Raw genomic sequence first — 24,932 nt, 5'->3', positions numbered from 1 at the left:
CTCATGGGCGCGACGACGGAAACTTTTTACAGCGTGATCCGGCGCCAGGGCATCACGCGGCGCAGCTTCCATAAGTTCTGCAGCCTGACGGCGACGAGCCTCGGCCTCGGCCCGCTCGCGGCGACGCGCATCGCCAATGCGCTCGAGACCAAGCCGCGCACGCCGGTGATTTGGATGCACGGGCTGGAATGCACCTGCTGCTCGGAGAGCTTCATCCGCTCGGCGCATCCGCTGGTGAAGGATGCCGTGCTGTCGATGATCTCGCTCGACTATGACGACACGATCATGGCAGCAGCCGGCAAGCAGGCCGAGGAAATCCTCGAAGAGACCCGCGCCAAGTACAAGGGGCAGTACATTCTCGCGGTCGAGGGCAACCCGCCGCTCAACGAAGGCGGCATGTTCTGCATCGACGGTGGCAAGCCGTTCGTCGAGAAGCTGAAGCTGATGGCCGAGGATGCGATGGCGATCATCGCCTGGGGCGCGTGCGCATCCTGGGGCTGCGTGCAGGCCGCGAAGCCGAATCCGACGCAGGCGACCCCGATCGACAAGGTCATCACCAACAAGCCGATCATCAAGGTGCCGGGTTGTCCGCCGATCGCGGAAGTCATGACCGGCGTCGTCACCTTCATCACCACCTTCGGCAAGCTGCCCGAGCTCGACCGCCAGGGCCGGCCGAAGATGTTCTACTCGCAGCGCATCCACGACAAGTGCTATCGCCGGCCGCATTTCGACGCCGGCCAGTTCGTCGAGGAGTGGGACGACGAGGCCGCGCGCAAGGGCTACTGCCTCTACAAGATGGGCTGCAAGGGCCCGACGACCTACAACGCCTGCTCGACGGTGCGCTGGAACGGCGGCGTGTCGTTCCCGATCCAGTCGGGCCACGGTTGCATCGGCTGTTCCGAGGACGGCTTTTGGGACAAAGGCTCGTTCTACGACCGGCTCACCACGATCAAGCAGTTCGGCATCGAGCGCAACGCCGACCAGGTCGGCATGGTGGCGGCGGGAACGGTGGGCGTCGCGGTCGCGGCGCATGCGGCGGCCACCGCCGTCAAGCGGCTCGCGACCAAGCGCGACGACGCCAACGCCAAGCAAGATCACTAATCGCATTCAGGGCAGGCAACGATGGGCATCCAGACCCCCAACGGCTTCAATCTCGATAATTCCGGCAAACGTGTCGTCGTCGATCCGCTCACGCGCATCGAGGGACATCTCCGCGTCGAGGTCAACGTCGACTCCAACAACGTCATCCGCAACGCGGTCTCGACCGGCACGATGTGGCGCGGCATCGAGACCATTTTGCGCGGCCGCGATCCGCGTGATGCCTGGGCGTTCACCGAGCGGATCTGCGGCGTCTGCACCGGCACCCATGCGCTGACCTCGGTCCGCGCGGTCGAAAATGCGCTGGGGATCATGATCCCCGACAACGCCAACTCGATCCGCAACATCATGCAGCTCTGCCTGCAGGTGCACGATCATCTCGTGCACTTCTATCACCTGCATGCGCTCGACTGGGTCGACGTGGTCTCGGCGCTGAAGGCCGATCCGAAGGCGACGTCGGTATTGGCGCAATCGATCTCGGATTGGCCGCTGTCCTCGCCCGGCTATTTCAAGGATCTGCAGATACGGCTGACAAAGTTCGTGGAATCGGGCCAGCTCGGTCCGTTCAAGAACGCCTATTGGGGGCACGCGGCCTACAAGCTGCCGCCGGAAGCGAACCTGATGGCGGTGGCGCATTATCTGGAGGCGCTCGATTTCCAGAAGGAGATCGTCAAGATCCACACCATCTATGGCGGCAAGAACCCGCATCCGAACTGGCTGGTCGGCGGCGTGCCCTGCGCCGTCAATGTCGACGGCACTGGTGCGGTCGGCGCGATCAACATGGAGCGGCTGAATCTCGTCTCCTCGATCATCGATCGTTCGATCGAGTTCGTGCAGAAGGTCTATATTCCTGACGTTGTCGCGATCGGATCGTTCTACAAGGACTGGCTGTATGGCGGCGGCCTGTCCGGCAAGAGCGTGATGTCGTATGGCGACATTCCGGAGACGGCCAACGACTATTCGGCCAAGAGCCTGAAGCTGCCGCGTGGCGTGATCCTCAATGGCAACCTCAACGAGGTGCTGCCGATCGATCATGGTGATCCCGAGCAGATCCAGGAGTTCGTGACGCATTCCTGGTACAAATATCCGGATGAGACCAAGGGCCTGCATCCCTGGGACGGCGTGACCGAGCCGAACTATCAGCTCGGCCCGAACGCCAAGGGGACGAAGACCGACATCAAGGAGCTCGACGAGGGCGGCAAGTACTCCTGGATCAAGGCGCCGCGTTGGCGTGGCAACGCGGTCGAGGTCGGGCCGCTGGCGCGCTACATCATCGGCTACGCGCAGAACAAGCCGGAGTTCAAGGAGCCGACCGACAAGCTGCTGAAGGCTCTGAACCTGCCGGTGACGGCGCTGTTCTCGACGCTCGGCCGCACCGCGGCGCGCGCGTTGGAGTGCGACTGGGCCGCGACACAGATGCGCTACTTCCAGGACAAGCTGGTGGCGCGCATCAAGGCCGGCGATTCCTCGACCGCCAATGTCGAGAAGTGGAAGCCGGAGAGCTGGCCGAAGGAGGCCAAGGGTTATGGCTTCACCGAGGCACCGCGCGGTGCGCTCGCGCACTGGATCAAGATCAAGGAAACGAAGATCGATAACTACCAGTGCGTGGTGCCGACGACCTGGAACGGCTCGCCGCGCGACCCCAAGGGCAACATCGGCGCCTTCGAGGCTTCGCTGATGGATACGCCGATGGCGGATCCGGAGAAGCCGCTGGAGATCCTGCGGACGATTCATTCGTTCGATCCGTGCCTGGCGTGCTCGACCCATGTCATGAGTCCGGATGGCCAGGAAATGGCAACGGTCAAGGTCAGGTAGGAGGGGCGCCATGATGGATGCGATTGCACGTCCCGCCGATAACGAACCGAACCTCGCCGCGATCGCGGCCGACGCTGCCGGTGAGCACGCGATCGGCCGGCCCACGGTGTATGTCTACGAAGCCCCGGTGCGCATCTGCCACTGGGTCAATGCGTTCGCGATCCTGATCCTGATGGTCACCGGCTATCTGATCGGCACTCCGCTGCCGACGGTGGAAGGCGAGGCATCGGCCAGCTTCGTCATGGGCTACATCCGCTTTGCCCATTTCGCGGCCGGGCAGGTGCTGGCGGTGTTCTTCCTCGCCCGCATTCTCTGGGCCTTCGTCGGCAACCACCACTCGCGGCAGATCTTCTACATCCCGGTGCATCGCAAGCAGTTCTGGAAGGAAGTGCTGCACGAGATCCGCTGGTATGCGTTCCTCGAACGCGAGCCGAAGATGTATGTCGGTCACAACCCGCTGGCGCAGACGGCGATGTTCACCGGCTTCACGGTGTTCGTCGCCTTCATGATCGTTACCGGCTTCGCGTTGTATTCGGAAGGCAAGGGCATCGACAGCTGGCAGCACAGACTGTTCGGCTGGGTGTTCTCGATCTGGCCGAACAGCCAGGATGTCCACACCTGGCATCATCTCGGCATGTGGGCGTTGGTTACGTTCGTGATCGTCCACATCTATGCGGCCATTCGCGAGGACATCATGTCCCGCCAGAGCATCATCTCCTCGATGATCTCGGGCGAGCGGCAGTTCCGGGATTGATCGCGATGACGGAGCAAGTGGTCATGGGCGAGGTCGGGCGTAACCGCATCCTGGTGCTCGGGATCGGCAACATCCTGTGGGCGGACGAAGGCTTTGGCGTGCGCGTGGTGGAGGAATTCCACCGCCGCTACACTGTGCCCGACAACGTCACGATCCTCGATGGCGGCACGCAGGGACTCTATCTCGTCAACTACGTCGAGGAGGCCGACGACCTGATCGTGTTCGACGCCATCGACTACGGTCTCGTTCCGGGCGAGCTCAAGCTCGTCCGTGATGACGAGGTGCCGCGTTTCACCGGCGCCAAGAAGATGAGCCTGCACCAGACCGGCTTCCAGGAGGTCCTCAGCGCCGCCGATCTGCTCGGCCGCTACCCGCGCCGTCTGGCGCTGATCGGCTGCCAGCCGCTCGACCTCGAGGACTGGGGCGGGCCGCTCACCGCCCCGGTGCGTGCGCAGATCGCGCCGGCGATCGAGCTTGCCTGCGCATTGCTCGCGGAGTGGGGCGCGCCCGCCGTGCTGCGGCCGGAGCCGCTCGCCGGCGACGCGCGATTGCTCGCCAACGACATCGATCATCACAGCTACGAGATGCGGGCCGACGCGGCAGAGTGAGGCCCTGGCCCGCGAGGGAGAGTGACATGTGCCTGGGTCTGCCGATGACCATCGTGGAGACTGACGGCGTTTCGGCGCTGTGCAGTCTCGATGGTGAGCAGCGCCGCGTCTCGGTGCTGCTGCTGTCCGATCCGCCCGTCGGCGCGAAGGTGCTGGTCTATCTCGACAACGCCGTTCGCGTGCTCGACGACGATGAAGCCCGGCTGATCGGCGAGGCGCTGCGGGGGCTGCACGCGGCGATGAATGGCGAGAACTGCGACGACTTCTTTGCCGACCTGGTCGGCCGCGAGCCGCAGCTCCCGGAGCATCTGCGCTAGGGCCTTTGCTCCGCCGTCCGCCGGAAACAAGGTTGCCATCTATAAAGAAAGTTGGCAGGCTTCGTCTGCAAAGTTCCTTGGCAAGTTTGTCGGTGGAACTCGGGCTTCTAAGAATACGTAGAATTTTCAATATCTTGCTGAGGTCGCCGCAAGCCCGGTGTCTGGCACGTTGATTGCTGACCATTCAGAACACGTCAACGATAACTGGTCAGGGGGAGACGTCGATGGAGATGCTGCAGCGTGATCCCGCGCGCAGGCGAAACGGATTGCCGGAGGTCGACGCCACCACGGTCGACGGCTTCCTCGATGACGCGCATCGCGCCGGCACGATTGCCGTGCTGCTGTCCGCCGGAGATCCCGTGCGTTTTCCCGAAGCGCTCGATGTCGCGATCGTGCTGCCGGAGCTGATCACGGCATTTCAGGGGCGGCTGCGTGGGGCTGTCATCGCGCGCGATGCCGAAGCCGAACTCGCGACAAGGTTCGGCGTGCGCGTGCAGCCGAGCCTGATCCTGTGCCGCGGGACCGAGGCGCTCGGACTGATCGCGAAGATTCAGGACTGGTCGGTCTATGTCGAGCGCATCTCGCGGCTGATCGATCGCCCTGCAGGCGCAACAGCCGCAGTGGTCGCCAGCATCATTCCGTCCCATCAGCCGTCAGGAGCCGACCGATGAAACCCGGGTTTTGGATCGCGCCCGAAGGCGCGGAGCAGCCGGTCAGCGTGTTTCCAATCGGCGAAGAGGCGCTCGAGGCGCAGTACAAGGGGCTGACGGCCTCCGGCGCGTTGGCCAAGCTCGCCACGCTGGATTCGGAGGCGCTGGCGCGAAGCTGCCCGCGCGCAGTCGAACTGCTGTCGACGATCGCATCCGCCGTCGCAACGCAAACCGCCGATGCGCCGACGCAGTTGTTCCGGCTCGCCGGTCTCAACGACCTCGAACGCCGCCTGATCGACGACGTGCTCGGAGAAGGCGAGGTCGCCGGCGTGGTGGCCTTGCCCGACGGGACGCTTGCGCAGATCCAGGAATCCGTGCTGGCGGGCATTTGGCGGGTCCGGCTGGAGCGGGACGACAGCCACGACTACATCGAGATCGGCGCCGTCCCGGAGATCGTCGCGCGCGCGGCTGCCGATCTGACCGCCTCCGACATCGTCATCGGGGCCGCACCCGAGGGAACGATGAACGCGCTGCCGGTGCTCGCCGAGATCCGCGAGCGCGCGCTGTCGTGGCGTCCGGGCCAGCGCTCGCAGACGATCAACTTCACGCTGCTGCCGATGAGTGCCGTCGACATGAGCTTCCTGCAGGAGACGCTCGGCAACGGGCCGATCCAGCTGATGTCGCGCGGCTACGGCACCTGCCGCGTGCTCGCAACCGGCGTACGCCACGTCTGGTCGGTGCAGTTCTTCAACGCCATGGACACGATCATCCTCGACACGCTCGAGGTCGGAGGCGTGCCGGTGGTCGCGCTCGCAGCATCAGAGGATTTCGAGGATTCGGCCGAACGTCTGAAGCAGATCATCGAGGCCTATTTCTCATGAGCGGAGGCTTTGAGAATTTCGGCGTGCGCAGCGATCTCGCCGACGACGTGCTGCTGGAGTGCGGCATCTGCTGGACGCGGTACGACCCGGCCGAGGGCGATGCCGTCGCGCAGATCGCGCCGGGCACGCCGTTCTCCGCACTGCCGGACGAGTGGCATTGCCCGAACTGCGATGCGCCGAAGGCGAAGTTCATGGCGGTGGAGTCATGAGCGCCGCCGTGGCCGGGCAGGTGACTGACGACGTCACGCCTGTCGCGTGGGGCGAACGCCTGGCACGAAGCTATCAGGACATCGGCGAGCGCGTGATGCGCGACCTGCCGATCTATCACGATGCGCTTGCCGTCGAAGCGATCGGCTTCACCAGCATTCAGGGACGGACGATCGGTATCGTCATCACGCCCTGGTTCCTGAATGTGGTTACTCCGGTCGCACAAGGTGCGGCCCGATCGTCCGTGACGATCGCACTTCCCGCTGGTGGCTTCGAGTTCACGATCGGCGAGGTCGCCGGAATAGGGCAGATTGCGAGCTGTTCGTTGTTCTCGCCGATGTTCGAGTTCGAGGACATGGCCGCGGCGCGCGCGGCCGCCGATGCGGCGTTGGTTGCGATCATGACTCCGCCGGAGGACGAAGCGTCAGCCGTGCCAGCCGGAAAGCCATCCGGCGCAATCGACCGCCGCGCCTTCCTGCGCGGCACGCTGTCGGAGGGGCGTCCATGACGCTGGCCTTCCGCAACCACATCGACGTGACGCTGTCGGTTGCCGATCAGGTGATCACCGGCGTGGATATCCAGCCGCGCACGCGTCCGCCGCTGGGACGTCTGTTCGCCGGCAAGCCGGCCGAGACGTTGCTCGCGACACTGCCGCGCCTGTTCTCGCTGTGCGCCGGAGCGCATCAGGTCGCGCTGATCTCGGCGCTCGAGGCGGCGCGCGGCGAGCAGCCGTCATCCTTGACGCATCACCGTCGCATCAAGGCTGTCATCAGCGAGCGGTTTGTGGAGATGTTGCGCGGGCTGCTGCTCGGCCCGCTGGCTGGGGATCGCGGCATCGCGCAATTGGCGCAGCACCTGCTGAGGGCCGCCGCGTCGCTGCAGCGCGCATCCGGCGACGTCGAGCCCGATTTGCCCCGGGTGGAAACCTTGTCACAGATCAAGATGGGCCTGTCGGCCTTGGGCATAGGCTTGGTGTCGGAGCTCGTCCTGCCGGGAACTCCGCTCGCATCGTTGATGGCAGCGGCAATTGCTGCCGATGAAGGATGGAAGCCCATGTCGCCCGAGCATGGCGTGCTCTCGGCGGTCGACGATGCCTACGTCGTCGCCCGGCTGGCGGAGCCGGACTCGGCGTTCGCGGACTTGCCGGATCTCGATGGCCGTGTGCCGGAGACCGGCGTGTGGGCCCGGCATGCGGGGCACGGTGCGCGACAAACCGCGGGACCGCTAGAGCGCCTGTCGGCCAGGGTCGCCGAACTCGCCGGGCTCGCGCGCTGGATCGAGGTCGGCGAGGCCGAGGATGAGGCCAGCGATGACCGTCTCGTCGCGAGCTTTGCGATGGGGCCGCGGCGTGGCGCCGGCGCGGTCGAATGCGCGCGCGGGCGGCTGTACCACTTCGTTGAACTCGACGCTCAGGGCGCGATCACGCGCTTCGACTACCTCGCGCCGACGGAATGGAATTTCCATCCGCGCGGTCCCGTGGTGAACAGCCTGACCGGGGCCCAGCTGCGCGACGCCACCGATCACGCCGCGGTCGAGGCAATGATCGGCGCGTTCGATGCCTGCGTCGGCTGTCGCCTGGTGGTCCGGGAGATGGCCGATGCATGAGATGGCGCTGTGCGAGGGCATCGTCGAGATTGTCGAGCAGGAGGCGCGCAAGAGCGCGTTCTCCAAGGTGAAGACCGTGTGGCTCGAGATCGGCGCGCTGAGCCATGTTGCGCCGGACGCCCTGCGGTTCTGCTTCGAGGCGGTCACCGCGAATACGATCGCGAAAGGGGCGGCGCTCGAGATCATTGAACAGAAGGGCACGGCGTGGTGCCTGGGCTGCTCGCGCAGCGTCGAGATCGCCCAACGCTATGACGCCTGTCCCGAATGCGGCAGCCATCAGCTGCAGGTCACGGGCGGGGAAGACATGCGGGTCAAGGAGCTGGAGGTCGAGTGATGTGTACTGTCTGTGGCTGCGGTGACGGCAAGTCCGCCATCGAACATGGCGATCATCAACACGATCATGGTGATCACCATCATCATGCTCATGGGGATGATCATGGTCACCATCATCACCACGGCCATCATCACCATCACGATCATCATAGTCACGACCACGATCACGATCATCACCACCATCATGGCCATGATCATCATGATCATGACCACGCGCATGACGACCATCATTCCCATGGCGCGGTCGATCGCATCGACTGCTCGGCCAACCCGGCCGGTCAGGAGATCGCCGGCCTGTCGAGCGGGCGCATCATCCAGATCGAGCGCGACATTCTCGGCAAGAACAATCGGCTGGCGGCCGAGAACCGCGCGCGCTTCGCGGCCCATGACGTGCTCGCGTTCAATCTCGTCTCGAGCCCTGGTGCTGGCAAGACCTCGCTGCTGGTGAGGGCCGTGTCCGAGCTTAAGCAGAGCCGGCCCGTTGCAGTGATCGAGGGTGATCAGCAGACCTCGAACGACGCCGAGCGCATCCGCGCGACCGGCGTGCCGGCGATCCAGATCAACACCGGCAAGGGCTGTCATCTCGACGCGGCGATGGTCGGCGAGGCCTATGGCCGGTTGCCGGCGCTGCGCGGCGGCCTGCTGTTCATCGAGAATGTCGGCAATCTGGTCTGCCCGGCGGCCTTCGATCTCGGCGAGGCCTGCAAGATCGTCGTGTTCTCGACCACCGAGGGCGAAGACAAGCCGCTCAAATATCCGGACATGTTCGCGGCGTCGGCGCTGATGCTGATCAACAAGATCGACCTGGCGCCGGTGCTCGATTTCGATCTGGCGCAGACGATCGAATATGCCCGACGCGTCAATCCAAAGATCGAGGTATTGACGATCTCGGCCAAGACCGGCGAAGGTTTTTCGGCCTTCTATGCCTGGATCCGCAAGCAGGGCGAGCGGATGCGGGCCAGCGCGCTGTCAGCTGTACAGCCATGAGCATGCCTGGCCTGCCATCGGCGGTGGATCGCCCGCGCCTCCGGCTCCGCGTTCGCGGCGCCGTGCAGGGCGTCGGCTTCCGCCCCTATGTCCATGGCCTGGCCACGCGCTACAGACTCGGCGGCTTCGTTGCCAATGATGCCGACGGCGTCGTCATCGAGGTCGAAGGTGAAGAGGTCGCCCGTTTCGTCGACGCGCTGCCGCGCCAGATGCCGCCGCTGGCGCGCATCGATGACATCGCAGTGGAGCCGGTCACGGCCGATTCCAGCGCGGACTTCCGTATTGCCGAGAGCAGGGGCGGCCGGGTGACGACGCGGATCGTCCCGGACGCTGCGACCTGCGCGGCGTGCCTGGCCGAGCTGTTTAATCCCGCCAGTCGCTTCCATCTCTATCCCTTCGTCAACTGCACGCATTGCGGCCCGCGCTTTACCATTGCCGAGCGACTACCCTACGACCGCGCGACCACAGCGATGAAGCGGTTTCCGATGTGCGCGGAGTGCCGCGCGGACTACGACGATCCCGCTGGACGCCGGTTTCATACCGAGGCGATCTCGTGCCCGCGTTGCGGTCCGCAACTGAGTCATGGGATCGCCGATATCGCGGCGGCGCTGGCCGCGGGCAAGATCGTCGCCATCAAGGGCCTCGGCGGCTATCAACTGCTCTGTGATGCGCGCGATGAGCACGCTGTCCAGCGTCTGCGCGCGCGCAAGCAGCGCGACGGCAAGCCGTTCGCTGTCATGCTGGACAGCGTGGAAGCCGCGACCGATGTCGCCCCGATCGGCGCAGACGAGCGCGCGCTGCTGGAGCAGGTGGCGCGGCCGATCGTGCTGCTGCGCTCGCGCCATCGCGTTGCGCGCTCGGTCGCGCCGGGGCTGGCGAAGATCGGTGTCATGCTTCCGGTCGCGCCGCTGCATCATCTGATCTTCCACGCGCTCCGCGCGTACGATGGCGAGACCCGCTGGGCGCTGGTCTGCACCAGCGCCAATCCGAGCGGCGAGCCGCTCCTCACCGACAATGACGAGGCCAAGGCCGATCTCGCCGATATCGCGGATCTGATCGTCACGCATGACCGCGACATCGTCATCCGCGCTGACGATTCCGTGGTCGCGGTGATGGCCGGCGCGCCGCGTTTCATCAGGCGCGCCCGCGGCTACGTTCCGGAGCCGATCCGGCTGGGGCGCAGCATGCCGCCGGTGCTCGCAGTCGGCGCGCAGTTGAAGGCGACGGTCACGGCGACGCGCGGCGACGAGGCGTTCGTCTCGCAGCATCTCGGTGATCTCGATAGGGCCGCAGCGATCCGCTTCTTCGAGGAAACCATCAGCCATCTCACGTCGGTTCTCGACGTTGCGCCGGTTGTCATCGCGCATGACCTGCATCCGGACATGGCCTCGACCCGCTTCGCGTTGGCGCGGGGCTTGCCGACGCTGCCCGTGCAGCACCACCATGCCCACGCCGCCTCCGTCCTGGCCGAGCACGGCCGCACGGAGCCCGCGCTCGCGCTGGTCTTGGATGGCTATGGCTATGGCAGTGACGGCGGCGCGTGGGGCGGTGAGTTGCTGTCTTGCGAGGGAACCCGCGTCCAGCGCCTTGGCCATCTCGCGCCACTGAAGATGCCGGGCGGCGATCGCGCCGCGCGCGAGCCGTGGCGGATGGCGGCGGCCGTGCTGCACGATGCCGGCCGCGCTGCCGAGATCGCCTCGCGCTTCGCGGATCAGCCGCAGGCGCGTCACTTGCCGATGTTGCTCGATCGCGCCGACAGTCCGGTGACGACCAGCGCCGGCCGGCTGTTCGATGCCGTCGCCGGACTGCTCGGTGTCAGCGCCGTCCAGCGCTATGAAGGTGAGGCCGCCATGATGCTGGAGGCGCTGGTCCGGGAGCCCGCGGTGCTGCCACGGGGCTGGACCATCACCGATGGCGTGCTGTCGCTGCGGCCGCTGTTGGCGCATCTGATCGCGTCCGACGTCGATGCGGGCGAAGCGGCCGGACTGTTTCATGGCACCCTCGCCGCGGCATGCGTCGACTGGATCGCGAGCGTTGCGCGGCGCAGCGGCATCGACACCGTAGCGCTGAGCGGAGGCTGCTTCCTCAACGCTATTCTCGCCGATGAGATCGTGCGCGGCTGCCGCGCCGCCGGGCTCGCTCCGCTGCTGCCGCGCCGACTGCCGCCGAATGATGGTGGCCTCAGTCTGGGGCAGGCCTGGGTGGCAGGCCTGCAGCTGATCGACGACGACAAACAATCTGGAGGGATCGTCTGATGTGCCTGGCCATTCCCGCCGAGGTGATCAAGCTGCTGCCTGACGACATGGCGATCGTCTCGATCGACGGCGTCAGCAAGGAGGTGTCGGTCGCGCTGATCGAGGAGATCGCGATCGGCGACTACGTCATTCTCCATGTCGGCCACGCGCTGGCGAAGATCGATCCGGAGGAGGCGCGCGAGACGCTCGATCTGCTCCGGCAGATGGGACAGGCAGTCGCGGAGGTCAGACCATGAAATATGCCGACGAGTTTCGCGACAAGGAGCTGGCGATCGGGCTCGCGCGCGCGATCCGGGCGAAGGCCGATCCATCGCGCGCCTATCGCTTCATGGAGTTCTGCGGCGGCCATACGCATGCGATTGCGCGCTATGGCCTGGAAGACATGCTGCCCGATAATGTCCGCATGATCCACGGTCCCGGCTGCCCGGTGTGCGTGCTGCCGGCCGGCCGCATCGACATGGCGATTGCGCTGGCCGAACGACCGGAGGTGATCCTCTGCGTCTATGGCGACCTGATGCGGGTGCCCGGCTCGCGCGGCGCCTCGCTGCTAAAGGCCAAAGCACGCGGCGCTGATATCCGGATGGTCTATTCGACGCTGGATGCGATCGCGCTCGCCGAGCAGAACCCGGCGCGCGAGGTCGTGTTCTTCGCGATCGGCTTCGAGACCACGACGCCGCCGACCGCCGTGATGATCCGGGCTGCCGAGAAGAAGGGACTTAAGAACTTCAGCGTGTTCTGCAATCACGTGCTGACGCCGCCGGCAATGCGCGCGATCCTCGACAGCAAGGAGACCGTGGAGATCGACGGCTTCGTCGGTCCGGCTCACGTGTCGACGGTGATCGGCACCGAGCCCTATGCGCCATTTGCGCGCAACGACGGCAAGCCGGTCGTGATCGCCGGCTTCGAGCCGCTCGACATGATGCAGGCGATTCTGATGCTGATCGAGCAGGTGAACGACGGCCGCTATGAGGTCGAGAACCAGTATCGCCGTGCGGTCACCGGCAGCGGGAACCAGCGCGCCATCCGGGAGGTCGCGGAGATCTTCGAGCTGCGCGATCAGTTCGAGTGGCGCGGCCTCGGCAGCATCCCGGCGAGCGCCCTGAAGCTGCGGCCCGCTTTCGCGCATCTCGACGCCGAGCAGCGCTTCGGCATGGCCGAGCTGGTCGTGGCCGACAATCCGGCCTGCGAATGTCCGGCGATCCTGCGCGGGTTGAAGAAGCCGGTCGACTGCAAGCTGTTCGGCACGGCCTGCACGCCGGAGACGCCGATCGGCTCCTGCATGGTGTCGTCGGAAGGCGCTTGCGCGGCGCATTGGACCTATGGCCGCTTCCGCGACCATCAGCGGAGGCTCGCATCATGAGCATGCATCAGCGCCGGCTCGACCTGAAGAACGGCTGCGTCGATCTCTCGCACGGCGCCGGCGGCCGGGCGATGGCGCAGCTGATCGCCGGGCTGTTCCACGAGGCCTTCGGCAACGAATGGCTGGCGCGCGGCAACGATCAGTCGGCGTTCGACGTCGCTGCCGGGCGCATGGTGATGACCACGGACGGCTACGTCGTCTCGCCGCTGTTCTTTCCCGGCGGCAATATCGGCTCGCTCGCGGTGCACGGCACCGTCAACGACATCGCAATGGCCGGCGCCAAGCCGTTGTATCTCTCCGCTAGCTTCATCATCGAGGAGGGGTTTCCGTTCTCCGATTTGAAGCGCATCGCCGACGCCATGGGGCAGGCCGCGCGAGACGCCGGCATCGCGATCATCACCGGCGATACCAAGGTGGTCGAGCGCGGCAAGGCCGACGGCGTCTTCATCTCCACCGCCGGTGTCGGCGTGCTGCCCGAGGACCTTGATCTTTCCGCTGACAAGGCGCGGCCGGGCGATCGCGTGCTGCTGTCCGGCAGCCTGGGCGATCACGGCGTCGCCATCATGTCGAAGCGTCAGAACCTGACCTTCGACACCGAGATCGTGTCGGATTCGGCCTCCCTGCATGATCTCGTGGCCGCTATGGTGGCGGCTGGCGGACAGGGAATCCGGCTGATGCGCGATCCGACGCGCGGGGGACTTGCAGCGACGATGAATGAGATCGCCCAGCAATCCAATCTCGGCTTCCGCCTGCAGGAGGAGACGATTCCGGTGAAGCCGGCGGTTGCCGCAGCTTGCGAACTGCTCGGGCTCGATCCGCTGCATGTCGCGAATGAAGGCAAGCTGGTCGCGGTCGTTGCCCCGGCGCAAGCCGGCGCCGTACTCGCCGCCATGAAGGCGCATCCGCTGGGACGCGATTCGGCCGATATCGGCGAAGCGGTGGCCGACGATCATCGCTTCGTGCAGATGGCGACGAGCTTCGGCGGCGGGCGCATCGTCGACTGGCTGTCGGGCGAACAGCTGCCGCGGATCTGCTGAGACGGACGATGGGCATCCAGGGAACGATACTGGTCGTGGATGACGAGATCCGGTCGCAGGAGGCGCTGCGGCGCGTCCTCAACCAGGATTTCGAGGTGCTGTGCGCGGGCAACACCAGCGATGCGGAGAAGCTGCTCGAGGGCGAGATCGTGCATGCCGTGATCTGCGACCAGCGCATGCCGCAGGAATCCGGCGTCAGCTTCCTGAAGCGCGTGCGCGAGCTGTGGCCTGATCCTGTCCGGATGATCATCTCGGGCTATTCGGATTCCGAGGACATCATCGCCGGCCTCAACGAGGCCGGCATCTATCAGTACATCACAAAGCCCTGGCAGCCGGACCGCCTGATCGAGATCGTGCGCGAGGCCGTGCAGCTCTATCGCCTGCAGAAGGAGACGGAGACCGCGGGCGTCGACGTCAAGGCCACGCCCGACCACATCAAGAAGGTCGTCTCGGTCAAGCGCGGCGCCGCCAAAAAGCTGTATGATTTCGATCGTATCGTGCATTCGCCGGCGAGCCCGATGCGCAACGTCATTGAGCTCGGCCGCCGCGCCGCCGACTATGACATTTCGGTGCTGATCACCGGCGAATCCGGCACCGGCAAGGAACTGCTCGCCCGCGCCATCCATTACGGCTCGGGCCGCGCCAACAAGGCGTTCGTGGTCGAAAATTGCGGCGCGCTGCCCGACGAGTTGCTGGAAAGCGAGCTGTTCGGCTGCAAGAAGGGCGCTTTCACCGGCGCCTACCAGGACCGCATCGGCCTGTTCGAGGTCGCCGATGGCGGCACCATCTTCCTCGACGAGATTGGCGAGACCTCGCCGGCGTTCCAGGTCAAGCTGCTGCGCGTGCTGCAGGAGAGTGAGATCCGGCCGCTCGGCGCCCAGCGCGTGCGCAAGGTCGACGTGCGCGTGGTCGCCGCCACCAATCGGGATCTCGAGGCCGAGGTCGAGGCCGGCCGCTTCCGCCGCGACCTCTACTACCGGCTCGCGGCGTTCCCGGTGCACATGCCCTCGCTGCGCGAGCGCCCGATGGACATTCCGCTGATCGCGGAGGGCGTGCTGTCGGCGGTGAAGATCTCGTTCAACCGGCCGCATCTGCGCTTTGCGCCGCCGGCGCTGGAGGAATTCTCGAAATACCATTGGCCCGGCAATGTCCGCGAGCTGCAGAACGAGATCCAGCGCATGGTCGTGCTCGCGGATGCCGACGAGCTGCGCTGCCCGCCCTTTGGCGGCCGGCGCAACGGCCGCCGCGCCGCGCCTGCCACGGCCAATGGCAAACTGAACGGCTCGGGCAGCCTGAAGGACAGGGTGGAGGATCTGGAAAAGACCATCATCGTTCACTGTCTCGAGAAATATGATGGTAACATCAGCCGTGTCGCGAGCGAGCTCGGCCTGTCGCGGGTGGGCTTGCGGAACAAATTGTCGAGATACGATCTGAAGAAAAATGGCAAAGGCCACGCATTCTCCTGAGGGCTCGGGAGCCGATACGCTTCTCAAGCTGATCGCGAGCAGCAGCACGCTCGAGCTCGACAGCGAACGCGAAGGCGTGTGGATCGAAGTCATCCGCAAGATGGATGAGGTCTATTCCGACCTGCTGCGCTACGAGGTCGATCTCGAGCACAAGAACGCGGAGCTCGAAGAGGCCCAGGCGTTCGTCACCAACGTCATCGAGTCGGTCTCGGACATCCTGGTCGTCTGCGACGCCAGGGGCAACGTGCAGCAGGCCAACTCGGCGTTCCAGCAGACCTCCGGCCGCGCTCTGGCTGATATCGTCGGTCGCGACATCTCCGAGCTGATCGAGCTCGATCACCGGAGCAAGCTGGTCGCCCTGCTGAAGCCGCGCAGCAGCGCCGAAGTGGTCGATGGCGAGCTGCGCTTTGCCGCCGACGGCGCAAGCTCCGACCTGTTCGCCATCAACAGCTCACCCCGGCACGACCATCGCGGCCGCTTCATCGGCGTCGTGCTGACGGGACGGCCGATCGGCGAGCTGCGGCGTGCCTATGAAGCCTTGCACAAGGCGCATCACGAGCTGCAGCGGGCGCAGCGCCAGCTGGTCGAGCAGGAGAAGATGGCGAGCCTCGGCCGCCTCGTCGCCGGTGTCGCGCACGAGCTGAACAATCCGATCAGCTTCGTGTACGGCAACATTCATACCTTGATGCGCTATAGGACCTCGCTGGTCGGCTATCTCGATGCCGTGCACGAGCAGCCGGTGGCCGATGAACTGACGGCGTTGCGGTCCGATCTGCGGATCGATGCCATCCTCGAGGATTTCGGGCCGCTGATCGAGGGCACGCTCGAAGGTGCGGTGCGGATCAGCGAGATCGTCAAGAACCTGCGCCGGCTGTCGTTCTCAAAGCTCGGCGAGGTCGAGCGCGTCAACATCGAGCGGCTGGTCAACACCGCGGTGTTGTGGGCCGGGCGTACCAAGCAGCACCGCGTCGACATCCAGGTCGAGGTCGAGCCCGACCTATGGATCTCAGGCAATGAAGGCCAGCTGCATCAGGTGATCGTCAATCTCGTCGAGAACGCCATCGATGCAATGCGCTCGACCGAGCTGCCGCGCCTCGTGGTCGCAGCATCGCGGCAGGGCGGCGAGATCGCTTTCCGGATCACCGATAATGGTCCGGGGATCGACAAGGATCATCTCAGCCACATCTTCGAGCCGTTCTTCACGACCAAGCGCGTCGGGGAGGGCACGGGGCTTGGGCTGTGGATCAGCTACGGCATCGTCCGCGAGCATGGCGGCGAGCTCTCCGCCCGCAACGAGCCGGAGGGCGGGGCGACGTTCTCGTTTGCTCTTCCCGCGGCGTGACGGCCGGCGCGTTCCCGTTCAACCGTCCTGGTCGAGCTCGGCCGCGACCTGTCCATAATTGAGAATGGCCACCAGCGTCGTGCCGCCGACGATATTGCCCAGCAAGGTCGGAACGAAGAAGACGCCGACATAGTCGGCGAGCGAGACCTCTCCCTTGAACACGAGGAATGCGCATTCGACGGAGCCGGCGACGATGTGCGCGAACTGCCCCAGCGCCACCAGATAGGTCATCACCACCACGATATGGGCGCGGGCTCCGCGCACGGCCGGCAGCAGCCAGGCCATCAAGGCGATTAGCCAGCCCGCGAACACCGCGCGCGCAAAGGTGGTCGAGAAAGGCCCTTCGACGGTGTGACGGCTGATCTCGGTGAAGGCATCGACGATGCGCGGCTCGAACACGTCGGTGTGCGCCAGCGTGGCGGCCGCTGCCCATGTCCCTGCGACGTTGGCGATGAGCACCAGGGTCCACAGACGTGCGACCTGGCCGAGCGTCTTCATGTCGCGATGATGCAGCAGCGGCAGGATCGGCGTGAGCGTGTTCTCCGTGAACAATTGCTGCCGGCCGAGCACCACGACCAGGAAGCCGGCGGTATAGCCGAGCGGCGCGAACAGCCGCCGCGCAGCCTCGTCGGACACGAAGGCGTGGAATTCGCCTTGCACGATCAGCGAGAGGCTAATCGACAGGCCCGCAGCGAGGCCCGATAGCAGGATCGCCCACCAGCGCCGCTCGAGCTCGCTCTCGCCTTCGGCGCGGATCGTCTCGTGGATCAGTGCCGCGTTCGGCCGGCTTTGCGCCTGGATCTCGCGCCGCTGCTGATCCGAGACGCCTTCAATGTCGGCGGCCGGGCTGAACGTCGGCGCGGTGGCCTTGCTGCTCACGTCGGATACTCCGTCGGCTGGCGCGGGCTGTTACCGACGCTGAACGGAGATCGAGGTCTCCCTTCGGCCTGAACGTCCGACAAGCTGGCAAAGTTCCTGACCGCGGGATGCGGCGCGATGCGGTCAGCGCCTCATCAGGAGGGCGTTGCGACGGGTACGCGATCGCGCTGTTTGGATAGCCGCGCCAACAACACGGTGGCGGTGCGCGTGATGTGCTGCCGCGCGAGATCTTCGGCCTTCTGCGCATCGCCCGCGATCACCGCACAGAGGATCTCCTCGTGCTGGTCCCAAATCCGGCGCGGGGTCTCATCGCGCATCAAGACCTCGCCCATCAGCCGGCGCAGATGCAGCCAATGCGGCTGGGTGGTGTCCTGGATGACGGAATTGCCGGAGATCGCGTAGAGGAATTCGTGGAACTTGACGTCGGCCTCGATCAGCTTCTCGACCGAATGCTCGCGCTCGGCGCGGCGGCCTTCCTCGATCAGCCTGGGGCCTTCCTTGGCGGCCCGCTCTGCGCCTCGGGTCGCGGCAAGCCGGCAGGCGAGGCCTTCGGCGACGGCGCGGATTTCATACAGATTGCGGATGAAGTCGGTGTCGATCGGCGCAACTTCGAGCCCGCGTCCGGGAGCCTCACGGACGAATCCCTGATTGCGCAGCAGCAGCAGCGCCTGCTGCACCGGCTGCCGTGAGACGCCGAGGTCACGCGCCAGGTCGTCCTGGATCAGGCGGGCCGATTCCGGCAACTCGCCGCCGACGATGTCGGAGAGGATGCGCTGGTAGACGCGTTCCGTCAGGTTGGGCTGGGTCTTCAGCGGCGTCACGTCAACGGGACCTTTCGCGCCGAGAGGGTGCGCCGCTGCATCGGCCTGCTCTCCTGCTGCGCCTCGAGGCGATGGATGAAGACGGCGGCCGCCCGCGTGATGTGCTCGCGGCTCAGCCGCTCGGCGTCGGCGCTGCGGCCCTCGATCACGGCGGCGAGAATGTCCTCGTGCTCGTCCCAGACCGTCTGCGACATGCTCTGCTCTTTCTGCAGCACCTCGGACATGACGCGCTTCAGGTAGGGCCAATGCGGCGCCATCGTCTCGTCGATCAGCGTATTGCCGGACAGGCTGCTCAGGAAACGATGAAAGGCGATGTCCGTCTCGATCTTGCGGCTGACCAGCCCGCTCCTGACGGCCTCGTGCCCGGCGACGATGTAGGCGGGACCTTCGCTTGCTGCGCGCCGGCTCGCGCGCTCGGCGGCAAGCCGCGCCGCGAGCCCTTCGAGAACGGCGCGCATCTCGTAGAGATCGCGGACGAGACGCGGGTCGAGCGGCGCCACGATCAGTCCGCGCCCGGGGGCGCTCTGCACCAGCCCGCATCCGCGCAACAGCACCAGCGCCTGCTGCACGGGCTGGCGCGACACGCCATAGGCCTTGGCCAGGTCGTCCTGGATCAGTCGGGAGCCGGAGGTGAGCACGCCACTGACGATCTCGTCAGTGATGGCTTCAACGACCTGGTCGACCAGGGAGGGAGCAGAAGTCTCGATTCGCATGGGGCATCACAATTTCGCGCAGGTTAGCACGTCAAGGGTGAAAATCCATTTGCCAGGAATTCGAATTCAGAGTACGAATTCAGAAAAAGGAAGCCAACACAAAACGGCTTCATCGTACCGGGGAGGGCGTCCGTGTCGGATCATCCGGCTCGTCAGAAGCGAGTTTACGATTGCTCGGCTCCCTCGGAGGGCAGCGTGCGCGTGCGCCTATTGGCCAATGCCCTTGGCGGGCTGTTGGCAGCGCTCGTTGGGCTGGTGGCTTTTGATTCCTGGCATCTTGCGTTCGCGGGAGAGGGGCTGACGCTGTCCGATGCCTGGGTGCCCGCGGCGCCCGAGGTCGGGCGCGACATTCCGCTGCTGATCACGATCAAGAACGAAACGACGGCGCCGGAAGCGCTGATGCGCGTGCGTTGTCCGATCGCGAATTTCTCGGAACGTCACACCGTCGATCGGGGCGAGGGCGCGCCAGCGATGCGCTCGATTCCGAACATTCCCGTCGCTGCAGGCAGCACGCTGGTGCTGCTGCCGACCTCCTATCATGTGATGCTGCTGCAGACCCGCGAGCCGCTCGAGCCCGGCAAGCGCTTCACCTGCACGATCGTGTTTCAAAAAGCAGGATCCATCGAAACGGAGGTCGAGGTTCGCAAGTCCCCCTGAAGCCTGTTTGTCGCCTGCGGCCCTTCGCTCACCGGCGGAGTGGTTTTCGTTCGAACTGATAATCAAGACGGGAGAAGGAAACGATGAGGATCAACGTCAGGACAACCCTGCGGGCGATGCTGCTCGCCAGCGCGGCCTTTGCTTGTTTCAATCTGGCCTCGCCGGCGCGCGCCGCCGACGAGATGACGCCGGAGCGGCTGCTCAATGCTGACAAGGAAGCCGGCAACTGGCTGCATCATCACAAGAACTACTCGGGGACGCGCTTCTCAGCGCTGAAGGAGATCAACAAGGACACCGTCAAGAATCTCAAGGTCGCCTGGACCATGCACCTGGGTGGCGTCGAGGGCGGCGGCATCTGGAGCCATGGCGGTCTTGAGGGTACGCCGATCGTCGAGAACGGCATGATCTACGTCACCGACGGCTGGGGTTCGGTCTACAAGATCGACGCGCGCGGCGGCAAAGGCCAGCTGGTCTGGAAGATGGATCCGAAGACGGATCACGACTGGGCCGGCGCAGTCGCCTGCTGCGGCGTCGACAACCGCGGCGTCGCGTTGTGGGGCAATCTCGTCGTCTCGCACACGCTCGATGGCCGTCTGATCGCGACCAACAAGGAGACCGGACAGGTCGCCTGGCAGCGTCAGGTTGCCGATCCCGACAAGGGCGAAGTGATCACCGGCGCGCCGCTGATCGTGAAGAACATGGCCGTGTCGGGCGTAGCCGGTGCCGAATACGGCATTCGCGGCTGGATCGCCGCCACCGATCTCACCACGCAGAAGGAAGTCTGGCGCACCCACACCATTCCGGCGAAGGGCGAGCCCGGCAGCGAGACCTGGAAGGACAGCAACGACGCGGCTGCGGCCGGCGGTGGCTCGACCTGGGTCACGGGCACCTACGATCCGGCGACCGACACCATCATCTGGGGCGTCGGCAACCCCGGTCCGGACTGGGACAACGCCTATCGTCCGGGCGACAACCTCTACACCGACAGTTCGCTAGCGCTCGACGCCAACACCGGCAAGATCAAGTGGCACTATCAGCACACGCCGAACGATCCCTACGACTATGACAGCGTTGCTGAGAACGTCCTGGTCGACGTGCCCGCGCCGAACGGCTCGACCCTGAAGCTCGCGCTCGAGGCCGATCGCAACGGCTTCGCCTATGCGATCGACCGCACCAACGGCAAGTTCCTGTGGGGCCTGCCGTTCGTCAAGAAGGTCACCTGGACCAAGGGGCTCGATGCCGAGACCGGCAAGCCGATCGAGTACGATCCGAAGAACCCGGTGCAGCGCTACAATGCGTCAGTGACGCCGCATCGCGAGAACAAGGTCGCGGACATCTGCCCGGGTAACATGGGCGGAAAGAACTGGCCGCCGACCTCGTATAATCCGGATCTCAAGCTCTGGTACATTCCGGTGATCGAGAGCTGCAACCGGATCACCGTCGAGGAAGCGACCAAGGACAAGCTGAAGGCGCGTGAGTTCTGGACGGGTGGCGGACCGAGCCAGCCGTTCAAGATCACGGGCAGCGTGACCGCGATCGACGTCACCACAGGCAAGATCGCCGGCAAGATGGAGACGCCGTTCCCGAATCTCGGCGGCATGCTGTCGACGCCTGACCTCGTCTTCACCGGCCAGCCCTCGGGCGAGGTGATGGCGCTCGATGGCAAGACCTTGCAGAAGCTCTGGGAGTTCAACACCGGCGGCGGCGTCAATGCGCCTCCCGTGACGTTCTCGGTCGACGGCAAGCAGTATGTCGCGATCCTGGTTGGTCTCGGCGGTGCGTGGGATAAGTGGTTCATCGAAGCCACGCCCGAGCTGAAGAAGATCCAGCCCGGCTCGATGCTCTACGTCTTCTCGCTGTGATCAGAGCAAGGAGCGGAGGCGTTGCCTCCGCTCCTTCCATCTCCCTTGTTCGACAAGAAGATCAGATGAAACTCAGTGCGATCACGTCTGCCGTGGCGTCGGCTCTCGTCCTCTTCTCCGCGTCGGTCGCGTCGGCTCAGTCAGCCGCGCCGGTCGATCCGACCGAGGCCGGCAAAGCCGTGTTCAAGCGCGCCAATTGCGTCGGCTGCCACAAATGGCACGGCAATGGCGGCGGCGGCTATGGCGGCGACGCGCTGTCGCTGCGCAAGACCGAGCTCAACCGCGAGCACATCATCGAGACCGTGACCTGCGGCCGGCCCGGAACGGGCATGCCGTATTTCGCGCGCGGTTCCTACGACACCACGAAGTGCTACGGCATGAGTCGCCAGGACGTCGGCGAGCGCATGCCGCCGGAGGGCGGCGTGTTCCTGCGGCCGAACGACATCGAGGCCGTCGCGGACTACGTTCTCGCTCACATCAAGGGCCGCGGCGAGCCGAACTATGACGAGTGCACCGCCTTCTTCGGCACCACCTCCCGGGTCTGCGACATCTACAAGACGAACGCCACCAAGCCTGCAAGCGAGCCGTCAAAATGAAGCGTTCAACCTGCGCCGCCATCTTCGCAACGTTGCTGCTGTCTTTCGTCATGCATCCCGCTTCGGCGCAGGCCGTGCCGAACTACGATCTGCGTGACATCACCGTCGGCATGCCGATCGGTGATCTGCCGGATGCCGGCTATGTCAATCTGACCTGCGCCAAGGATGCGGAGCGCAAGCTCAACGCGTGGTCCGGCTGGCGCGATTGTCCCGCCGACCCGCAAGGCACGCGTGCGGTGCGCTTCGAGTTCGATCCGGAGACCAGCCAGGACGGCACCAAGGTCGCCGGTCACCCCGTGCTGCTGACCGCGCTGGTCGACGACAAGGGCACGGTCAGCGGCCTGACCATCGAGACTGATCCGAAGGCGCGGCTCTACATCCGCAAGAAGGCGTTCCTGCTCGGCAACCAGGTGAAGTCGCGCTACGGCGCCGAGGGCTGGGACTGCAAGGAACAGCAGCCTACCGCGGGTGAGCAGCCCGTCGGCGGTGTGTTCCTGCGCGAGGTCTGCAAGAAGGTGGTGCCCGGTCGCACGCTCACCGTCGAGCGCGAGCTGTTCCGCAGGCCTGATCAGGACGCCAAGAGCTTCGTCGACCAGACGCTGGTGCGGATCGCGAAGCAGACGAATTAATCCCGAGATGCTCCTGCCAGGACGGGCGGGAGCATGCGCGTCACGCTTGCAGTCGCCGGGTTACGGAGAGTTGCCGGAGATGCAGGTGGCCGCCGGTCGCGGCGTTCATCATCCTCTCCGGGAGAACGAGCATGAGCTGGACTGCCCCCAAGATCGTCGAAGTGCCCGTCGGCATGGAAATCAACATGTACGCCTGCGCCGCCCGTAAGGCTGCCGAGCGCAAGAGCTGACAAGAGCTGATCTGACGTCATCGCGGCGGCGGCCGCCTGTGTCGCCGCCGCGAGTCGAGACTGCAACTTCACGATCCGGCGAGCGTGCGGGCGATGGGGCGCCGCGCGGCCGAGATGAGCCGGGACGCCGATGGGCGTTCGCTGCAGAGCAAATCCGTCCCGTAAGGAGGTTCTTGGCAATGGCGAAACTCAGTATCAACGGCAGAGACGTCTCTGTCGACGCGGCGAGCGATACGCCGCTGCTATGGGTCATCCGCGAGCAGTTGCAGATGACCGGCACCAAGTTCGGCTGCGGCGCGGGGCTGTGCGGCGCCTGCACCGTGCATGTCAATGGCGAGGCCGTGCGCTCGTGCCAGACCATGGTCGGCGACGTCAAGGACAAGAAGATCACCACCATCGAGGGCCTGTCGCAGAAGGGCGATCATCCCTTGCAGAAGGCCTGGGTCGCCGAGCAGGTGCCGCAATGCGGCTACTGCCAGTCCGGCCAGATCATGCAGGCGGCCTCGCTGCTGGCCAAGACGACGAGCCCGACCAAGGAGGAGATCACAGCGCACATGGACGGCAACCTCTGCCGCTGCATGACCTATTCGCGGATCCAGAAGGCGATCCAGCGCGCCGCGTCGGAAATGCGCACCGCGTCCAACACCAGCGACCGGAGGGCGACATGAACCAGCACGTGAAAGCAGCGCCCACCATGGCACCAGATATGGCCCCCGATCTCAGCCGCCGCTCCTTCCTGGTCGGCACCGCCGCCACCGGCCTCGTGCTCGGCTATGCCGGCCTCGCCGATTCCGCGCTTGCCGCGACGACGCCGTCGGCCTTCGAGCCCAGCGTCTGGTACTCGATCGCCCCCGATGGTCTCGTCACCGTGACCTGCGGCAAGGCAGATATGGGTCAGCACATCGCCTCGACCATGGCGCAGATCGTCTGCGAGGAGCTGGGTGCGGCCTGGAAGGACATGCGCGTCCAGCTCGCCTCCAACGATCCGAAGTTCAACGATCCCGTGCTCGGCGCCCAGATCACCGGCGGCAGCTGGAGCACGATGATGAACTTCGACGCCATGAGCCGCGCCGGCGCCGCAGGGCGCATCGCGCTCACCGAGGCGGCAGCCGCGTCGATGGGCGTACCGGCCAAGGAGCTCACGGTGCGCGACGGCATCGTGATGCATGCGAAGTCCAAGAAGCAGATGAGCTATGCCGAGATCGTCAAGAGCGGCAAGATCACCAAGAGCTTCACGCCGGACGAGCTGAAGGCGATCACGCTCAAGACACCTGATCAGTACACGATGATCGGCGTCTCGGTGCCGCAGATCGACATCCCGTCGAAGACCAACGGCACGGCGAAGTACGGCATCGATACGATGCTGCCGGGCATGGTCTACGGCAAGGTGGTGACGCCGCCGGTGCGCTTCGGCGCGACCGTCACGGCGGTCGACGACTCCGAGGCCAAGAAGGTGCCGGGCTTCATCAAGGCGGTCGTGCTCGATGACAAGACCGGCTCGACCTCGGGCTGGGTGGTCGCAGTGGCCTCGACCTTTGCCAACGCCAGGAAGGCGGCGGACGCGCTCAAGATCAGCTACGACAAGGGCCCGTACGCCAATGTCAGCACCGACTCGATCATCACCGAGGCGATGCGGCTGCAGGCGCAGGACGACGCCGGGCAGTTCTTCGTCAAGGACGGCGATGCCAATGCGGCGCTCGCCGGCGCGGTGAAGGTGCTGGAGGCGGAGTACACCACCAGCATCAATATCCACGCGCCGATGGAGCCGATGAACGCGACCGCCGAGTTCAAGGGCGACATCCTGCACATCTACTCCGGCAATCAGTTCGC

General features: G+C 65.4%; 28 protein-coding genes. 25 read left to right on the top strand and 3 right to left on the bottom strand.

From position 1 onward, the window contains the following. Positions 1 to 3 precede the first annotated feature (3 nt). From ACQR1I_RS25265 to ACQR1I_RS25180, 18 genes are all read left to right on the top strand, one after another. The gene (locus tag ACQR1I_RS25265; protein WP_434869076.1) at positions 4 to 1,101 is read left to right on the top strand and encodes a hydrogenase small subunit; all 1,098 of its coding nucleotides are present in this window, start codon (positions 4 to 6) and stop codon (positions 1,099 to 1,101) included. A 21-nt stretch (positions 1,102 to 1,122) separates the two neighbouring features. Next, complete coding sequence (locus ACQR1I_RS25260; protein ID WP_434869077.1) at positions 1,123 to 2,913, top strand: nickel-dependent hydrogenase large subunit; 1,791 nt, start codon at positions 1,123 to 1,125, stop codon at positions 2,911 to 2,913. 10 nt (positions 2,914 to 2,923) lie between these two features. After that, complete coding sequence (gene cybH / locus ACQR1I_RS25255; protein ID WP_434869078.1) at positions 2,924 to 3,667, top strand: Ni/Fe-hydrogenase, b-type cytochrome subunit; 744 nt, start codon at positions 2,924 to 2,926, stop codon at positions 3,665 to 3,667. Positions 3,668 to 3,672: 5 nt separating this feature from the next. Continuing rightward, complete coding sequence (locus tag ACQR1I_RS25250; RefSeq protein WP_434869079.1) at positions 3,673 to 4,275, top strand: HyaD/HybD family hydrogenase maturation endopeptidase; 603 nt, start codon at positions 3,673 to 3,675, stop codon at positions 4,273 to 4,275. A 26-nt stretch (positions 4,276 to 4,301) separates the two neighbouring features. Beyond that, positions 4,302 to 4,592, top strand: a complete 291-nt coding sequence (locus ACQR1I_RS25245; protein WP_434869080.1) for a HypC/HybG/HupF family hydrogenase formation chaperone — start codon at positions 4,302 to 4,304, stop codon at positions 4,590 to 4,592. A 224-nt stretch (positions 4,593 to 4,816) separates the two neighbouring features. Then, a complete protein-coding gene (locus ACQR1I_RS25240) occupies positions 4,817 to 5,263 on the top strand; it encodes a hydrogenase accessory protein (RefSeq protein ID WP_434869081.1) in 447 nt (148 codons plus the stop codon). Then, positions 5,260 to 6,123: a hydrogenase expression/formation C-terminal domain-containing protein gene (locus ACQR1I_RS25235; RefSeq protein ID WP_434869082.1), complete on the top strand. Its 864-nt coding sequence runs from the start codon at positions 5,260 to 5,262 to the stop codon at positions 6,121 to 6,123. Before ACQR1I_RS25240 ends, ACQR1I_RS25235 begins: the two co-directional genes overlap by 4 nt. Then, positions 6,120 to 6,332: a rubredoxin gene (locus ACQR1I_RS25230; RefSeq protein WP_434869083.1), complete on the top strand. Its 213-nt coding sequence runs from the start codon at positions 6,120 to 6,122 to the stop codon at positions 6,330 to 6,332. Before ACQR1I_RS25235 ends, ACQR1I_RS25230 begins: the two co-directional genes overlap by 4 nt. Beyond that, entirely contained in the window at positions 6,329 to 6,838 is a 510-nt protein-coding gene (gene hybE / locus ACQR1I_RS25225; RefSeq protein ID WP_434869084.1) for a [NiFe]-hydrogenase assembly chaperone HybE, read from the top strand. Before ACQR1I_RS25230 ends, hybE begins: the two co-directional genes overlap by 4 nt. After that, the gene (locus tag ACQR1I_RS25220) at positions 6,835 to 7,935 is read left to right on the top strand and encodes a nickel-dependent hydrogenase large subunit (protein ID WP_434869085.1); all 1,101 of its coding nucleotides are present in this window, start codon (positions 6,835 to 6,837) and stop codon (positions 7,933 to 7,935) included. The genes hybE and ACQR1I_RS25220 overlap by 4 nt, the downstream gene beginning before the upstream one ends. Next, entirely contained in the window at positions 7,928 to 8,269 is a 342-nt protein-coding gene (hypA, locus tag ACQR1I_RS25215; RefSeq protein WP_434869086.1) for a hydrogenase maturation nickel metallochaperone HypA, read from the top strand. The genes ACQR1I_RS25220 and hypA overlap by 8 nt, the downstream gene beginning before the upstream one ends. Beyond that, positions 8,269 to 9,255 carry a hydrogenase nickel incorporation protein HypB gene (gene hypB / locus ACQR1I_RS25210; protein ID WP_434869087.1) on the top strand — a complete coding sequence of 329 codons (987 nt, stop codon included), beginning with the start codon at positions 8,269 to 8,271 and terminating at the stop codon, positions 9,253 to 9,255. Before hypA ends, hypB begins: the two co-directional genes overlap by 1 nt. Continuing rightward, positions 9,252 to 11,510, top strand: coding sequence for a carbamoyltransferase HypF (hypF, locus tag ACQR1I_RS25205; RefSeq protein ID WP_434869088.1), 2,259 nt, complete (start codon positions 9,252 to 9,254; stop codon positions 11,508 to 11,510). Before hypB ends, hypF begins: the two co-directional genes overlap by 4 nt. Then, positions 11,510 to 11,746, top strand: a complete 237-nt coding sequence (locus tag ACQR1I_RS25200) for a HypC/HybG/HupF family hydrogenase formation chaperone (protein WP_434869089.1) — start codon at positions 11,510 to 11,512, stop codon at positions 11,744 to 11,746. The genes hypF and ACQR1I_RS25200 overlap by 1 nt, the downstream gene beginning before the upstream one ends. Next, the gene (gene hypD / locus ACQR1I_RS25195) at positions 11,743 to 12,870 is read left to right on the top strand and encodes a hydrogenase formation protein HypD (RefSeq protein WP_434869090.1); all 1,128 of its coding nucleotides are present in this window, start codon (positions 11,743 to 11,745) and stop codon (positions 12,868 to 12,870) included. The genes ACQR1I_RS25200 and hypD overlap by 4 nt, the downstream gene beginning before the upstream one ends. Beyond that, positions 12,867 to 13,907 (top strand): hydrogenase expression/formation protein HypE, encoded by a 1,041-nt coding sequence (hypE, locus tag ACQR1I_RS25190; RefSeq protein ID WP_434869091.1) that lies wholly within the window; start codon positions 12,867 to 12,869, stop codon positions 13,905 to 13,907. The genes hypD and hypE overlap by 4 nt, the downstream gene beginning before the upstream one ends. An 8-nt stretch (positions 13,908 to 13,915) precedes the next feature. After that, on the top strand, positions 13,916 to 15,373 hold the full coding sequence (locus ACQR1I_RS25185; RefSeq protein WP_434869092.1) for a sigma-54-dependent transcriptional regulator: 1,458 nt from the start codon (positions 13,916 to 13,918) through the stop codon (positions 15,371 to 15,373). Next, entirely contained in the window at positions 15,348 to 16,715 is a 1,368-nt protein-coding gene (locus tag ACQR1I_RS25180; protein ID WP_434869093.1) for a sensor histidine kinase, read from the top strand. Before ACQR1I_RS25185 ends, ACQR1I_RS25180 begins: the two co-directional genes overlap by 26 nt. An 18-nt stretch (positions 16,716 to 16,733) precedes the next feature. On the opposite strand, the gene ACQR1I_RS25175 is transcribed toward ACQR1I_RS25180, so the two are convergent. The 3 genes from ACQR1I_RS25175 to ACQR1I_RS25165 all read right to left on the bottom strand — a co-directional run bounded on the left by ACQR1I_RS25175 (position 16,734) and on the right by ACQR1I_RS25165 (position 19,128). Beyond that, entirely contained in the window at positions 16,734 to 17,594 is an 861-nt protein-coding gene (locus ACQR1I_RS25175) for a formate/nitrite transporter family protein (protein WP_434869094.1), read from the bottom strand. 134 nt (positions 17,595 to 17,728) lie between these two features. Further along, positions 17,729 to 18,415 (bottom strand): GntR family transcriptional regulator, encoded by a 687-nt coding sequence (locus tag ACQR1I_RS25170; RefSeq protein ID WP_434869095.1) that lies wholly within the window; start codon positions 18,413 to 18,415, stop codon positions 17,729 to 17,731. After that, positions 18,412 to 19,128: a GntR family transcriptional regulator gene (locus ACQR1I_RS25165; RefSeq protein ID WP_434869096.1), complete on the bottom strand. Its 717-nt coding sequence runs from the start codon at positions 19,126 to 19,128 to the stop codon at positions 18,412 to 18,414. The genes ACQR1I_RS25170 and ACQR1I_RS25165 overlap by 4 nt, the downstream gene beginning before the upstream one ends. 231 nt (positions 19,129 to 19,359) lie before the next feature. Between ACQR1I_RS25165 and ACQR1I_RS25160 the strand changes: the two genes are divergently transcribed. From ACQR1I_RS25160 to ACQR1I_RS25130, 7 genes are all read left to right on the top strand, one after another. Next, positions 19,360 to 19,785, top strand: coding sequence for a copper chaperone PCu(A)C (locus tag ACQR1I_RS25160; protein WP_434869118.1), 426 nt, complete (start codon positions 19,360 to 19,362; stop codon positions 19,783 to 19,785). An 83-nt stretch (positions 19,786 to 19,868) separates the two neighbouring features. Further along, on the top strand, positions 19,869 to 21,647 hold the full coding sequence (locus ACQR1I_RS25155; protein WP_434869097.1) for a PQQ-dependent dehydrogenase, methanol/ethanol family: 1,779 nt from the start codon (positions 19,869 to 19,871) through the stop codon (positions 21,645 to 21,647). Positions 21,648 to 21,712: 65 nt separating this feature from the next. Next, complete coding sequence (locus ACQR1I_RS25150) at positions 21,713 to 22,243, top strand: c-type cytochrome (protein ID WP_434869098.1); 531 nt, start codon at positions 21,713 to 21,715, stop codon at positions 22,241 to 22,243. Beyond that, positions 22,240 to 22,872 (top strand): hypothetical protein, encoded by a 633-nt coding sequence (locus ACQR1I_RS25145; RefSeq protein ID WP_434869099.1) that lies wholly within the window; start codon positions 22,240 to 22,242, stop codon positions 22,870 to 22,872. Before ACQR1I_RS25150 ends, ACQR1I_RS25145 begins: the two co-directional genes overlap by 4 nt. A 131-nt stretch (positions 22,873 to 23,003) precedes the next feature. Further along, the gene (gene pqqA, locus ACQR1I_RS25140) at positions 23,004 to 23,102 is read left to right on the top strand and encodes a pyrroloquinoline quinone precursor peptide PqqA (protein ID WP_434869100.1); all 99 of its coding nucleotides are present in this window, start codon (positions 23,004 to 23,006) and stop codon (positions 23,100 to 23,102) included. Between the two features lie 179 nt (positions 23,103 to 23,281). Beyond that, complete coding sequence (locus ACQR1I_RS25135) at positions 23,282 to 23,770, top strand: (2Fe-2S)-binding protein (RefSeq protein ID WP_434869101.1); 489 nt, start codon at positions 23,282 to 23,284, stop codon at positions 23,768 to 23,770. Next, a partial coding sequence (locus ACQR1I_RS25130; protein ID WP_434888849.1) for a molybdopterin cofactor-binding domain-containing protein occupies positions 23,767 to 24,932 on the top strand: 1,166 nt, incomplete at its 3' end. The genes ACQR1I_RS25135 and ACQR1I_RS25130, both read left to right, overlap by 4 nt.

The organism is Bradyrhizobium sp. HKCCYLS2038, from assembly GCF_051167655.1.
Lineage (GTDB): Bacteria > Pseudomonadota > Alphaproteobacteria > Rhizobiales > Xanthobacteraceae > Bradyrhizobium.
The sequence above is the reverse complement of the archived record's forward strand: the minus strand, read 5'-3'. Positions and strand labels throughout refer to the sequence as shown.